This window comes from Viridibacillus arvi (assembly GCF_001274945.1).
GTDB classification, from domain to species: domain Bacteria; phylum Bacillota; class Bacilli; order Bacillales_A; family Planococcaceae; genus Viridibacillus; species Viridibacillus arvi.
On sequence record NZ_LILB01000005.1, the window covers coordinates 361,330 to 375,780 of the forward strand.

At 32.4% G+C, this 14,451-nt stretch carries 18 protein-coding genes; 1 reads left to right on the plus strand and 17 read right to left on the minus strand.

What is annotated here, in order from left to right; genetic code table 11:
* Window positions 1-6: 6 nt before the first annotated feature.
* From AMD00_RS11045 to AMD00_RS11070, 9 genes are all read right to left on the minus strand, one after another.
* On the minus strand, window positions 7-642 hold the full coding sequence (locus tag AMD00_RS11045; protein ID WP_053417125.1) for a GDSL-type esterase/lipase family protein: 636 nt from the start codon (window positions 640-642) through the stop codon (window positions 7-9).
* Window positions 643-973: 331 nt separating this feature from the next.
* Window positions 974-1,357, minus strand: a complete 384-nt coding sequence (locus tag AMD00_RS11050) for a hypothetical protein (RefSeq protein WP_053417126.1) — start codon at window positions 1,355-1,357, stop codon at window positions 974-976.
* Complete coding sequence (locus tag AMD00_RS11055) at window positions 1,341-1,538, minus strand: helix-turn-helix transcriptional regulator (RefSeq protein ID WP_407701121.1); 198 nt, start codon at window positions 1,536-1,538, stop codon at window positions 1,341-1,343. The genes AMD00_RS11050 and AMD00_RS11055 overlap by 17 nt, the downstream gene beginning before the upstream one ends.
* A gap of 231 nt (window positions 1,539-1,769) precedes the next feature.
* Window positions 1,770-3,743, minus strand: a complete 1,974-nt coding sequence (locus AMD00_RS11060; RefSeq protein ID WP_053417128.1) for a S9 family peptidase — start codon at window positions 3,741-3,743, stop codon at window positions 1,770-1,772.
* A gap of 217 nt (window positions 3,744-3,960) precedes the next feature.
* Window positions 3,961-4,746 (minus strand): PhzF family phenazine biosynthesis protein, encoded by a 786-nt coding sequence (locus AMD00_RS11065; protein ID WP_053417129.1) that lies wholly within the window; start codon window positions 4,744-4,746, stop codon window positions 3,961-3,963.
* 532 nt (window positions 4,747-5,278) lie between these two features.
* Complete coding sequence (locus AMD00_RS22890; RefSeq protein ID WP_245639502.1) at window positions 5,279-5,449, minus strand: hypothetical protein; 171 nt, start codon at window positions 5,447-5,449, stop codon at window positions 5,279-5,281.
* A 229-nt stretch (window positions 5,450-5,678) separates the two neighbouring features.
* Window positions 5,679-5,978, minus strand: coding sequence for a TIGR04104 family putative zinc finger protein (locus AMD00_RS24300; protein ID WP_083446210.1), 300 nt, complete (start codon window positions 5,976-5,978; stop codon window positions 5,679-5,681).
* 207 nt (window positions 5,979-6,185) lie between these two features.
* Window positions 6,186-6,371, minus strand: a complete 186-nt coding sequence (locus tag AMD00_RS23705; RefSeq protein WP_211258643.1) for a hypothetical protein — start codon at window positions 6,369-6,371, stop codon at window positions 6,186-6,188.
* A 113-nt stretch (window positions 6,372-6,484) separates the two neighbouring features.
* Window positions 6,485-7,090, minus strand: a complete 606-nt coding sequence (locus AMD00_RS11070) for an alpha/beta fold hydrolase (RefSeq protein WP_211258644.1) — start codon at window positions 7,088-7,090, stop codon at window positions 6,485-6,487.
* A gap of 259 nt (window positions 7,091-7,349) precedes the next feature.
* Here AMD00_RS11070 and AMD00_RS11075 point away from each other — a divergent pair, with 259 nt between their 5' ends.
* The gene (locus AMD00_RS11075; protein ID WP_053417131.1) at window positions 7,350-7,769 is read left to right on the plus strand and encodes a hypothetical protein; all 420 of its coding nucleotides are present in this window, start codon (window positions 7,350-7,352) and stop codon (window positions 7,767-7,769) included.
* Window positions 7,770-8,051: 282 nt separating this feature from the next.
* Here AMD00_RS11075 and AMD00_RS24160 read toward each other — a convergent pair whose 3' ends face one another.
* From AMD00_RS24160 to AMD00_RS11110, 8 genes are all read right to left on the minus strand, one after another.
* On the minus strand, window positions 8,052-8,180 hold the full coding sequence (locus AMD00_RS24160; protein ID WP_281173059.1) for a hypothetical protein: 129 nt from the start codon (window positions 8,178-8,180) through the stop codon (window positions 8,052-8,054).
* 402 nt (window positions 8,181-8,582) lie between these two features.
* On the minus strand, window positions 8,583-8,789 hold the full coding sequence (locus AMD00_RS11080; protein WP_053417132.1) for a hypothetical protein: 207 nt from the start codon (window positions 8,787-8,789) through the stop codon (window positions 8,583-8,585).
* A gap of 48 nt (window positions 8,790-8,837) precedes the next feature.
* Window positions 8,838-9,041, minus strand: coding sequence for a helix-turn-helix transcriptional regulator (locus AMD00_RS11085; RefSeq protein WP_053417133.1), 204 nt, complete (start codon window positions 9,039-9,041; stop codon window positions 8,838-8,840).
* 12 nt (window positions 9,042-9,053) lie between these two features.
* Entirely contained in the window at window positions 9,054-9,452 is a 399-nt protein-coding gene (locus AMD00_RS11090) for a hypothetical protein (protein WP_053417134.1), read from the minus strand.
* 307 nt (window positions 9,453-9,759) lie between these two features.
* Window positions 9,760-9,990 (minus strand): hypothetical protein, encoded by a 231-nt coding sequence (locus AMD00_RS11095; RefSeq protein WP_053417135.1) that lies wholly within the window; start codon window positions 9,988-9,990, stop codon window positions 9,760-9,762.
* 482 nt (window positions 9,991-10,472) lie between these two features.
* Complete coding sequence (locus AMD00_RS11100) at window positions 10,473-11,504, minus strand: tRNA dihydrouridine synthase (RefSeq protein ID WP_053417136.1); 1,032 nt, start codon at window positions 11,502-11,504, stop codon at window positions 10,473-10,475.
* A 476-nt stretch (window positions 11,505-11,980) separates the two neighbouring features.
* On the minus strand, window positions 11,981-12,775 hold the full coding sequence (locus AMD00_RS11105) for a VLRF1 family aeRF1-type release factor (RefSeq protein ID WP_053417137.1): 795 nt from the start codon (window positions 12,773-12,775) through the stop codon (window positions 11,981-11,983).
* Window positions 12,776-13,123: 348 nt separating this feature from the next.
* On the minus strand, window positions 13,124-14,329 hold the full coding sequence (locus tag AMD00_RS11110; RefSeq protein ID WP_053417138.1) for an EAL domain-containing protein: 1,206 nt from the start codon (window positions 14,327-14,329) through the stop codon (window positions 13,124-13,126).
* Window positions 14,330-14,451 lie beyond the last annotated feature (122 nt).

A 14,451-nucleotide genomic window follows, 5' to 3' on the forward strand; every position in this document is an offset into this window, starting at 1 on the left:
GCCTTCTTACGGGGAATAACCGAGCCTACTTAATGCTAATGCCATTTGATAGTACCCCTCACTATTAGGATGAATCCCCCCTTTTTTTGATAATAAAGCTCTTTCATTCCCCTTAAATACGCTATAGAGGTCCGCTACTTTAACATTCATTTCTAGACCAAAACGGTTAATTGATGAATTAAACGCTTTAATTGCCTCATCTGCTATCGGTATACCGGGAAATGGATTATATAAATTCGTTAACCGTAAAATGTATTGATCTTGTTTGTCTAGGTGACGGATTCTATCTATTATTTTTGAGTAATTCTTCAGGGATTGATTAATAGCATGCGATACACTTTCTTCGTTTTTATTTATTAAAAATTCTTTAGCAGCATTTATTAAGTCATCTCCCCCAGCCGTTATCGTGATAATATCTGCACAATTTACAGCTTCTGTAACACTTGGGGAATGGAGCATCTTTAATACATCTTCTGTTGTTGCACCTGACCTTGCGTATTTTTTGTAAAAAACAGACTTTTTTAAAATTTGTTGACTCATGCCTCTATAATATTCAACAAATCCTGGGTCCAAAAAAAGAACACCGATACCTACAGTCAAGGAATCACCGATCGCTAGATAACGTAAAGGATTGAAATCCATATTTCACCTCAAATGATTAGTTGTACTCTTATAGTATTCAAATCAGTTACGATTCGAAACTATTGGTTTGTCATTCAGACAGGAATGCTGCCCCGTTATGTACTTGAAGAACTGATACGCGATGTCACTTCATTCACACGCAATTGATGTCAATTGAGTTGTGTTCCTAGTTAACTAAAGCCATGGGGAAAAATTCATCCCTAGTGCGTTATCATTTCTTCTCTTAAGTACATTGCTCATTGCTTCACAATCTAACATATAAAATTGCTTAATCGGAGAGGAGTTAATTAAATCGTTTAATTTCGAAAGGCGAATAGTTGATAATCGTCTCCTATATTCTATTTACATAAACAATCATTGTTAAAGGTATTGTAGTTATCATTATGCAGAATAAAACAACCAAAACTTGTGTAGATGTTAATACAAATGGTCCAAGTGAACCAGTAAGTAAAATTAATAACGTCATAGAACTGAATAATACGAAATAATTTATACTCATACTTTTACCGATAATTTCTTTTGAACGCTCATCTCTTGGAAATAAATGTGGGGATAAATAAGCCATCATTAGAGAACTAGTACCTAGAAATAATGTCATAATGCCTTTTGGAAATGTAAGTTGCATTATATAAGGGTAATTTATATAAATACTTAACGGGACCATTACTATACCTAAAAATAAATAAGTAATTTGGTTTTCACGTGCTTTTTTCATTATGAATCTCCCCCTCGTATATAAAAATATCTTCGATTCTACATTTGAATACTATCGCTAATTTAAACGCAAGTGTAATTAAAGGATTGCATTTCTCTTTTTCTAGCGAAATGATTGTTTGCCTTGCCTCTAACATATCGGCTAATTGGTCCTGAGTAAAATTATGTGTTGCTCTTAACAATATCGCTTACCACCCTGTTAGTAAAGCTAACTTTACTTTAATAGCGAAAGTCAAGCGTACTTTAAAAGTATATTAGTACGCTTCTAAATCGAACCTATTGTTAACTAATCGACTATCGAGTTAATCTTTCTGTTTGGCAATATCCTGCATTTCTTGTTCAACTAACCTGCCCCGTTAGTTCAATAAGAAAAAGGCTCTACTCCTTATTGAAGTATAGCCCCCGTTAATTAATCATAAAACCCTAAAATCTTTCATACTTTCTCCAAGAATATAGTGTGAAAACCACATCAAATTCTGCTTCATAATAGCCACATTAATTCCTGGTTGGTCAGAACTATATGCCATTCCTTTAAAAATAATCAATTCTGTATCAACTTTCATATCCCTTAATCCTTGATATAGTTCATATGCATTTGGAGTTGGAATTCTTGCATCCTTTTCGCCATGTTGGATTAAAGTGGGAGTACAGGCGTATTTAATATATGTCATTGGTGATGTTTTAGTATATATCTCTGGATCATTCCATGGATCATTTCCTAAATACATCTTAATAAAGTAAGGGATATCTGTATTTACATAATGGGTACTCCAATTAGTAATTCCACCTCCAACTGAAATAGCTTTAAATCTACTACTAAATGTAGAACAAAAAGCTGATATATATCCCCCGTTGCTCCATCCCATAACCCCTACTCTCTCTTTATCTGCAATTCCTTTGTCAACTAGTTTATCCACTCCAGATATAACATCATCGTAGTCAGCAATTCCCAGTTTTCTGTAGTTTGCTTTTAAGAATTCATTACCATAACCAGAACTTCCCCTGTAGTTTGGTTCTAAAACTATAAAGCCTTTTTCGATAAACTGTTCAATAGGATATTTCTCATTAAAACAGTCTGAAAATATTGGAAAGGATGCCCAAGCCGGTCCACCATGGATTACTACTAATAATGGATATTTTTTATTTGCGTCAAACTCTACTGGAGTTGATAAAACTCCCTCTATTTCAAGCCCATCACTACTTTGCCATGAGATTACTTCTCTATTACTTTTATGCTTTCCTTTGAAAAAGCTATTTTCATTCGTTATTTTTTTATCGTCTAAATAGATTTCAAAAATTTCATTTGTTATAGCCTTATTATAGGATATATAATTTCCATCCCTCGTTATAGAGGCGTCCATTATAAAGCTATCTACATCTTCGCTTAACATTTCCACAGTACCATCTTCTGATAACAAACCAATCAGATAATTCGTTTTATTCTGCCATCTAATTAAAATTCCTTTAGCTGTCCACCGTAATGGATTAACTGTACTATCAAAATCTGTTAAGGGTTGAATTCGCTCTCTATTATTCAGATCATATATCTCTAGTGCACTGTCTTGTATATGGTTCTTATAGTAATCCTTCTCCATTATACATGCTGAGTAACATATCTTGCTGCCTTCAGGAGAGAAGCAAACGCTCCCTACCAACAACGTATCTATATTCAGCTTTTGTAGCTCGTTAGCTTGAATATCTAATATGTATAAATCTCCATTTATATTATCTTGCATATTTGAACTTGGCGTAGCCATAAATACAACCTTTTTCCCATCATTTGAAATATCAAATTCATGGATATGAAAATCCTTACCATCAGTTAGTTGATAAACAACGCTATTTTCGTGTTCAAATTTATCATTTTGTATCACTTTTTCTATTTCAATGTAATATAAACAATTATTCTGGTATTCCTTACCTATATGATGAAAATCTCCATATAGTTCCTTACGTTTCTTTATCGCCTCAAATTCTTTTGACTGTGCAACATAATAAAAACCCTTGCCAGTAGGCTCCCATTTGAATTTACTGACCCCTTCTTTCTCATCAGTAATTTGAACCCCACTATAACCATTTATGGACTTAACAAAGATCTGATTTTTCTTATTATCCCCGTCGCCAACTGGGCTAAGGTATGCGATATTGCTAGAATCTGGAGACCATAATGGGTATGTACAATCTATATCCCTAGTTGTTAATGGGTAACACTGCCCCTTATCTTTTTCATATATCCATACATGATTCCTATATTTATTGTCTTTCCAGTTAGCTGTCTTCTTGACAAACGCTACGTTTTTACCATCATCACTTATCTTTGTATCTGATAAGGTTGGTAATGAAATAATCTCTTCTATATTTAGATATGTTTTTTCATTCATTTTCATAACGCCCTCCTAACTATAATCAAATAGGAATAATCAAAAAAATAATCTATCATTTCTTGTTGCAAACTAGTTTATAACATAAAATTCTCAATATTATTTTTGTCAAATTTATTATTTATAGCAAGAACATTTATTAAATTAATTCACCCTAACTCCATTTGTTCAGGATAGTTCCTTCTACTAACCTGCCCCGTTAGTTCAATATTGACTAAGATTGTTATACTGTTAGCTTACCTTCAAAAAATGTTATAGACTTACCAGAAAGAAAAATGGTATCATCCAATACTTTGACTTTTATTATTCCCCCTCTTTCTGAAGCCTGATAAGCTGTAAAATCGGTTTTATGCAATTTATTTTTCCAATATGGGCCTAAACAACAATGTGATGAACCATTTACATAATCCTCAATTATTCCTTGAGCAGGAGAAAAGAAACGAGAAACAAAGTCGAATTCATTTGCATTAGAAAGACTGGTAACAATAACTCCTCGGACTGGTAATTGTGCAATTAAATCTATATTAGGGTTCAAATTCCTTACAATTTCTTCTGATTCCACTTCAACTAAGTAGTCGAGTCTGCTCTTACCTACATATACAGGTTCAACACCTAAAGCTTTGATTAATAATTCAGGTGCAACCACGTTCTCCTCAATAATTGCAGGAAACTGTAATTGAACCCAACCATCTATTAAATGCGCTTTAAGAACGCCACTTTTTGTATGAAAGGTAATAGATTTGTCTTTATCAACAAATCCTTTTTCCCATAAAAAGAATGAACTTGCCAGTGTTCCGTGTCCACATATTGGTATTTCGGTGGAAGGAGTGAACCAGCGTAGATGATATTCACCATTTAAGAAACCGATAAAAGCTGTGGTTGGTAAATTAATCTCTTTCGCAACTATCTGCATCCAGCTACTTTCTTTTTCGTCACTTAAAAAACAAACAGCAGCTGGATTTCCTCTAAAGGCTTGTTCTGTAAAAGTATTTATAATTGACAATTCCATCCTTATTCCTACTTTCTATTATTTTACCTATAATACTTAAAGTTCTCTCACCAGTGACTTTATTCCTTCTTCAACTAACCTGGCCCGTTAGTTGAAGAAAAAAAGAGCTGTCTGAACAGGTCCAAGTTTTTCTACTAAGGTATTCTGTTAATTCAATAAGAAGCCCTGTAGAGAAACGAAGAAGATAAACAAGGAAGTAATAATGAACATGTATTCTTCAAATTTAATAAGTCTTAGATCCACAACCTAGGTTTTAATTATGTACGCTGAGATTTAACTATAACGTTTAATATGAAGAAGATTAAAAATGTCATTAAATATAGAAATAGATTATTGGTGTTAAAAGTGTAAGATAAACCCTCATTAGTTTTAAAAATACCTAGTAAATAATTTATACAGCTTACCACTAGGAGAAATAAGCTAAGTGTCCATATTAATCTAAATATGTATTTTAAAATTTTCATTATTTCAAACCCTCCAAATTCTAAAAAATGCTTATATTAACATCATCCCGTTAGTGCAATAAGAGATATTAGTTTTGATAGCAAGTCTCATATTCGTCTTTCATTAACAAACTTATACACGCCAAACCATTTTCGTGATAAATCTCTTTACCAACTTCTAATTCGATACTTCTATTTGAATTTGGATAATTAGGTTCGTCATTTAGAATGTACAGTGTATCCACGTCTAGCCATTTCATAGAAAAATCACTTTTTGCATGTTAGCACATAAAATTAAGAATAATATAAGGGTAATAAAAGAAATTAAGAAACCAAATATTATTGAAATAATAATCCCCCTTTCTTAAATTCAAGTAAACTGCTCCATTAGTTCAATAAGCAAAAGACCTGCTTATGCAACTTAATAATCTTTAACTACAGCACTCCTTAGCTTAATAAGAAAAAAAACTTATTTCATCATAAATATATTCAGTTTTCCGATTTGTACTTCGAGAAAAAAGGAAATAACAAAAACAAAAAAACAACATATAAAATTATTATCGGAAAAGTATAAGAAATGGATAACGATAATTGAGGTGATATGATAAAGCCAAATAACCACAATGGTAGGACTGATAACAAAGACAATATAATCCTTGAGAAGAATATTATCCTATGCTCCGTGCCACATTGATTACATTGAATAGGTCTGTATGATAAAAAAAGAGATTTTATGATTTTACTCCATTTAAATTGAGTATTACATTTATCACATTTCTGTAAACTCATATATTCATCTCCTCCTGTGTAAGAATTATTACAACTATCTTATCAATGTTTCTGATTAGAGCTGGTTTTATATCCAATTTACTTTTCAACTAAACTACCTCGTTAATTGAAGAATAAAAAGTATTGCTTTAGCACAATCAGAAAAAAGCTGACTAAACATACATTATTCTTCAACATTGATTTTTTTTAATTTAGAAGGAAATGTCGTTAATAAACTTTATAATTTTCCTGTTTCCACAATAGAATTTCATTTGCAACAGAATTAGGAATATCCCAATGGACATTGTGTTTGGTGTTTTCTATGCCTTTTACCTTTATTTTATTAATGTTTTTTTTAATTTGTTGTAATCCTCTGTCTCTAGATGAATCAATAATTGGAATTGTTGCATGCAATAACAAGACAGGACACAGAATATTATCATAAGTTGTAGAGCAAGGTTCTTTATAAAACGCCTTAATTGTTGCTAGAATACTAAAAAGGTCTGCCTTTAAGATATAGTTACCTTTTACCTTTTTAAATTAGAGATTATTATTGAATCAAGGCTTGTATCCCATTGTTTTGTTGTGTAATCTTGGTATTCTTTGACCACTTCATCCCATGAGCTATATTTACTCGATTCAATATATTTCTTCCAGCCTAGCAAGGCTTTCTCTTTCGTCATCCCGCCAACATGCTCAGGAAACACATATCCTCCATCTATTAAAATTAAACCTATTATCTTATTTGGGTGAATTTTCGCGAAATTTAGAGCAAGGTCCGCCCCCCAAGAATGTCCTAATATGTAAAATGGTTTATTCGTAATCTTTTGTATTACTCGATAAATTCGGTTTACTAAAGCAGAAAATCTGTAATCATCCTCCAGTTCTAGTGGGCCGGTTTCTCCATGACCTGGATTATCTAAAAGAATTAGATGAAAATCATTTATTAGGTATTCGATAAGTCCAGAAAAACTTTTTAAATCACCTGTCATTCCATGTAGACAAACAAGTGAAGGAAGGCTGTTTTCACCAAATTCATAACCGTGAAAAACATGATTATCTACTGTTATTTTGAATTCCTTCAATTCTAGAATCACTCCTTTTATCTTATAAATAAGCCCTACTAACTCCAATTTGTCGAAGTTATTTTCATATATTTCGTTCTTAATGAGGGCGGTATGCTCAACTATTATTTAAATATTCTAAAAAACTATAAGCTAAAATTGTACCATTATTAATAGTAAATACATATTACCTACCCCTTATTTTACATTAATTCCGTATTCAACCAAACTGTAACTTTAGTTGAATAAGCAACTTAAATGATATACATAAAACTCATATCTCTACAGATAACTAAACCAAATACAAAAACAAAAGGAAATATATTATATGAAAAAATTAATAATCATCTCGCTCTTATTATTGAGCCTATTAGCCGTAAATTCAGTTTTAGCAAAATCAAATATAGAATTTATACCTCAAGATCAACCCCCAAGTGTATTAGAATTAGCCTTTTTACGTGAATTAGGTCCATCTATTGATGAAGCAATGTTATTAAACGGTAATAAACAATTATTTACTTCTGGAAGAATTGAAAAAATTAAAAGAAATATACAACAAGACTATTATGACGTTTCGTTAAGAGTCGTTGGTTTCGAAGGTCCCTTGAATCCGCCCTATAAACTAATTAACATTACTTTTCGTATCCCGGCAGGTGACTTTTTAAATAAGAATAAATTAATTTCTTATAACATAAGAAGTATTACTGGAGAGGAATTTAAAAAGTTATCTAAATTTTCTAGTCCTTAATTATCTTCGTAAACTTCAAGTTCCTTTCTACTGCACAATTTGGTTTAAATGAGAAATGAAATCTCCAGTTCTCTTATCTTCTACCAAGGCGTCCGTTAGTTGAAGAAGAGAAATTTTTGATTCGATTCAATAATCAATAGAATTAGCTATCTGAACTAAAATTTCAGGAGTAATCTTTTCGGATATTTTTTTATCTATACTAAACCTATATTGCAAATTACCTTTTTCAAAAACCAATAAGTTTAAACCTCTTATACTGTCTGGACCTCTTATACTCAAGAATTATGCAGTGTTTCCACCCTTGAGCCTAAATTCCTTTATTAATTCTTTTTCCATTAGCTTAAATTTACCCTTTTCTCCTACATTAATCAGGAACCTGTTCTCAGATGATTGCTCATTAATGTACTCCATTTCAAAAAAGTCACTACCGTCTCCATTATTAGTTCGTGCAAATACGTGAGTGAAGATAACAGGAGGGACTCTTAATGGTAACTGTAAATCCTGTAATGGTGTTCAAAATCTCTTAAAGCTTCATCGACAGATTTATATCCAATTGCAAGATAACTTTCTTCAATTGTTTGAGGTTGGCAATTAGAGTTTGCATATGCTTTTCCGTTATATACTCCACAAACCAAGGTATACATAAGTACAAGTAGAATAAACCTGTTCATTTAAAGCCATGTCTATTCGTACTATCCTTATTCAATTAAACTGCCTTTTCGTTGAATAAAAAAAGAGCTGTCTTAACAGCTCAATGATCTTCTACTAAAGTACCTATTAGTTAAAGTGAAATTTACACAATCTCCCCAAATTTTACTTCACAAAAAATGCGATAATCCCTATAACAATACACAGAATCCCACTCAAAAATTGCCCTAGTCCTGAAGCCTCTCCCATTAGAAATAAATTGAATATGTTTTTACTTTTTCGATTTTTCCCAAATAATCCATCATCTGTTTTCATACGATAAATACCCCAAATCACTAAAACTACCCCAAAAATAAATAATATAGAAAGCATTTTAATTCCTCCGTTGTTTGTTAAATATGTGCATCTTTATGAAATATATTATTTGTCATCCTCATCGAAAACAAAAGTTTCTTCGATCGGTAAATTAAAAACTGAAGCTATTTTATATGCAAGTAGCACAGATAGATTATACTTTTGTTTTTCTAATGAGATGATTGTTCTAGAAGATACACTTACTTTATCAGCTAATTCTTGTTGCGTTATACCGTATTCTATTCGCAATTCTTTTACTCTATTTTTCATAAATCCTCCAGATTAAAGGAAATGATTGTAATACTTTCTAGACCCAAATTCAATAATTATTAAAGATATTAAGACAACTAATAATGTAGTATTTGTTGGAATCACCACAAAGTTAGTTAAAAACATAAGAATTAAAATTTCGGATATCAGAATATGCATGGAAAAGCGAGCAACTTTCCCATCAATTAAAGCATCTCTTTCGTCATATTCCTTCGCTAATTCTTTTTCTAGTGATTTATTCTTTCGGGATTTAATGTTAGAAATTATTGAGTACAACAAAATTATTCCACCTAGGAATACTATGATATAGCCAAAATTAAATCCTACTGATGTATCAAGTATTATTTGAATGATTCCCACTATAATTATCAAGGTTGAGACTAAAAAACGCTGTATGAATAGATTTTTCAAACATTCCTCTCCTAAACAACTTATTCCCCTGAAGTGAAGTTTACTTCATGTGAAGTTTGTTTCATATTACTATTTTGCAAGACAAACGTCAAGTGGTAAATAACGGTGAATTAATTGACGAAATATTTTTGCTTAGAGAAAGCACATTGAACAAAGATTGATCAAAATGCTCTCTTTTCCGGTAATGTCCATTATTTCTTAGCTGAAGACTACACACCTGAAGTAAAGACGAGCGATGTAGATATTAAGAAAAACAAAACGAGTAAGAAGGATACAATTTCCATATCAGTTATTGCAAAAAATATAATTATGGTTTTATATGTAAATCTTCTTTTTTATTTTTTTTTAATAAAAAAGATTTAACTCTATAAAATATTAAAATAGATAAAAACATCAATGCCCACTGAAAATGTAGTTCTCCCGTTGTTATATAATCGTATAATCCCCAAATACATAAACAGATAATTAAAAAACAAAAACAGATTTCTCCAGCTCTTGCTGTATAAAAACTTTCAGCTTCATTGTCGTCTCTTGACATTAGAAATATCCCCCTTGAAATTAATTTACTCTCCCAAACTTCATAATAAGGATATAATTTTCAGTAAAATTATGTCAATAAAACCAGTTATATACTCTACATTTATAGGAATGAAAGGCCTATGGCAACGGGATGTATTGAACAGTCTTTATTTCATAATAGACTCTTATTCCAGTTAAAATAACAACATGTCTTTATTACTTTTTTACCCGAAATAATAAAATAAAGGATATTCTTTCTCTATTAGAAGGTTCACGACATAATGGACTTGAACGTAACTCGCTTGGTGTAGTTAAATTCATATATTTAAAAAACCCTCTTAGTTGGGACTGTAGCTGTTCATTCCAGCATTAAGCTCAACTAAGCGGGCTTTATTTTTTTCGGATTAATTACCTAGTAGTGATGCTTGTACTATATTCTAAGCCTACATGAAAAATGTAAGTTCTTAAAAGATCAGCATAAGCTACCCATCTACTATTTTGTTAGTCATTATATATTTTATTGTTGGACGCGGAACCTATCTCCGTCCCCCGTGCTTGACATAAGTCTAATTCTAAAAATTGTTGTACTAATCGACGGACTTCATCCGTTGATTTTGTATCCATTAACTGGGTTCTCAGTTCACTTGCACCTTCAAATCCCCGAGTATAGATTTTGAAAAAGCGAAGAAGTGGCTTAAATGGACGAGGTTCGATTTCTTTTGAATATTTATCGTGAAGATCTAACTGTAAAAGTAATAAATTGAGAAACTCTTTCATACTATGTTCTTTAGGTTCTTTTTCAAAAGCAAAAGGATTCGTGAAAACGCCGCGGCCAATCATTACGCCATCAATGCCGTATTGATTTACTAATTTTAAACCTGTTGCTCGGTCAGGGATATCTCCGTTAATTGTTAATAACGTATTTGGAGCAATTTCATCTCGAAGTTTTTTTATTTCGGGGATTAGTTCCCAATGTGCATCTACCTTACTCATTTCTTTTTTCGAACGAAGGTGAATAGAAAGGTTCGCAATATCTTGTTTCAATACATGTCCTAACCAATCGCGCCATTCGTTAATGTCGAGATAACCTAATCTTGTTTTAACGCTAACTGGTAATCCACCAGCTTTTGCTGCTTGAATAATTTCTGCTGCCAGTTCAGGACGTTGAATTAATCCAGCACCTCTTCCTTTTGATGAAACGTTTGGTGCGGGGCAGCCCATATTTAAATCAATCCCACGAAAACCAAGTTTTTTCATATCGATACTCATCTGTTTAAAATACTCAGGTTTATCGCCCCAAATATGAGCGACAATAGGTTGTTCATCTTCCGTAAATGTTAAACGCCCACGCATACTATCTTTTCCGTCAGAAAGGCAATAACTATCTGTACTTGTAAACTCCGTAAAAAATACGTCAGGTTTTGCTGCTTCACTAATGACGTGGCGAAAAACAACGTCTGTAACATCTTCCATTGGTGCTAATATAAAAAATGGCTTCGGTAAATCAAGCCAAAAATTATGTTCGTTATTCATTTTATATCCTCCTTTTGCAACATATAAAATAATATTTATCTATTGCAAAATCCTTTACTCATCATACATATTATCATTTCTTGTAGTTGGATGCACTGTGTTATACCGAATATTGAATTTTCACATATGACTATCTAAGGGTAATGGTATAAAACGTGTGTACCGTTACCTCCTGAAGTTTTGGAATGACTTAAGTTCAAACTGATAAAAGATAGTTTTTAAGCGTAATGCTGCTTCTATCACTATATTAAATGGGATGTTAAACTCTATAGCTAGTTAATTACAAGCCTTAATAGCGGTTCAAGGTCATTGAGATAACATAATTCTTACCGCAAATTTTTTCGTAGTCACAAAATCAGGTACTTAGTGCCTTCAGACTTTATAGGTTTAACTTGTTCAATTAATTCATGACCTAGAACGCAAAAAAACTAACTGGCTCTTAAGAAATGAGTCAGTTAGTTTTTTGGAATACATCGTTATTTTTCAAAAATTTCGTGGAGCACTTCGTTGGCGCTGCTGTTGTTCATGTTTTTGTGAATACAACTAGCTGGTTTTTCGCGTAAGGTTTCGGCAAAAGCCTTTGCCATTTCAATTTCTCCGGCCACATGTATCTCCTTCCAGCCACGCTCTTTCTTCAATCGTTCTACAATTTCGCCCATTCCTTTAAAGAATCGTCCCAAATTTTCTTTCAGCCGAGGTTCTAAAGCACCTGCTTTGCTGCTTCCAATGCCAGGGTGATTGTCAGGAGTCACTTTTTTTCGATTTCCCCATTCTTCCAGATTCGGTTCGAAATCGTAAATAAGTTCATCATTTAAGAAGCCCATTGCTGTATCCAGAATACGTACCTCCCCAAAGCTCGGTAAGATAATGCCCGCATCTGGGTAAGCCTTATACATGTATTCCATCTCTTCAAGTACCGGATGATCCTCCCAGTGAAAGCTCGTTTTCACCTGTACTTGTACATAGTGGACCGACCACAAACTTGGATTGTCCGAAGCAAAAATTACGACTCCTTTTCGCAATTCATTCGAATGGTCATCTATTTCTTTAACGACTTTATCTTTCACTGTTTTAAATGCTTTTAGTTCATCCTCATTTTTAGAAGCTGTTATATACTCTTCCATTCGCTTTAAACCACTTTTTAAATGAATTTTCCATGCACCTTTCAGCTGATCAGGATCAGCTGGATTAGTATTTAAATACACACTCAACACACAACGATCGTTACACTTAAATTCTTTTAGGGTCTGAAGCTCTTTACTTATTGACATAAATTCAGTAACCTCCTTAAGTTTTACATCTATATAAGCTTACCCAATTAACATACCCACACACGCTGATTCTAAAACGAATCAGAAAATACATTAAAGGAATTGCAAAAAATAAATTAGGATGAGAAAAATTAAATGAAGACATTTCAACTACGCAGAAATTGAAATATAGAGAAGATGTAAAGTAAATGATTCGTGGTGGTTGCAGTTTAGTACGTATGCAAATGAATTTAGGCAAAAAATTCCCTCTGAGAAAAAATAGCTGTAAATAAATTTTTTTTAAACTAATTTCAAAATGAAAAAAGTACTGCAAGATTGAGAAAATCTCTCCCTTAGCAGTACCCATTTTCATCTAAAAATATTATGGTTGTATAAATAATCGTAGGAAATATCAATAAATAGGTATTCATTCACATTTACCGGTATTGAGAAAGTACGTGTCAATTCTCCTGTGTCAATATCGCTATATAAGTCAGATAAAACACCACTTTGGTCATTACGCATTTCAATAATTGTTTTTAAGAAGTATGGACGCCAGCTCCAATTTTTATTAACCGCTTCTTCTTGTATATGCCATTTCTTATCGATACACATGATATTAGGTGATGTTTGAAATCCCTCACCATCACATATATAAAGTCGGAAGGAATATGCATCAAGCTCTTTAGCAAGCGCTAGAAGTTGGTCCGTATTGTCGCTCGAAGGCTTTATACGTTGTACGGATTTCTCTAAAGTAGTTTGCAAATTTTTTAATGCATTATAATTATCTTCTAACAAGCGCTTTTCTGTTGAGATAAACTGCTGACATCGCTCTTTAAAACTTTTCTTTAATTGATCCCGTGGAATTGTTCCTGTATGTACATCAGCTAGATATTTCCCTTGATAATAACGCCCACCATTTTTCCACGCAAATTGAAGTTTGTATTCTTTATCAATACCCTCAAATAACATATTTGCACCAATTTTACGCGCTAATTTACCAAGTGATGTGAACAAATCATTTTGTTCACCCCAAGATTGATAACTCAATTGCTCTATATCCAACTTCAAAATATTAGGGGAAAGCGTTTTAATATAGTCCCAATGACTTTCAGAACCAACTTGATTAATTGCAATTTTCATACCATAAGTTTGATAATAACGAATGATATTATTTAACTGTCTGAATTCACCATTAAAATTATGCTCTGAAATTACAAGAACAATTCGACTAAGCTCTTCCTCGGGTATGTATTTTTTTATAATTTCAAAAAAAATTTCCCCATAGTCAAGTATTAACAAGTTGGCATTACACGGTAGATAAATATTGAAATCTTTTGATTCTTCCGCTAGTTGGGAAAGAGCCAAATGCAAAATTTTATGCTCTACTTCCACCCGGTACTCTTCTGGAATATCGTCATCGTAGGCAAATGTATTTAAATTTATAACCTCTTCATTATCTATAAGCTTGCCAGAGACTTCATATGCAATAACAACATGCTCGTCTGCACTAAAAATGGGCTGGTAGTATACCTTCAATTTCTCTAAGTTTGTTAATACATCAATTGCGTCCATCCCATAGACCTCCTTAACCGATTGACCATAAGACAATCTTAAAATCATGAAACAATTATCTTTTTTGAAAACAATTATCTCTATTTTCATGATATGCCGTCATACATGATTATGCAAATGAA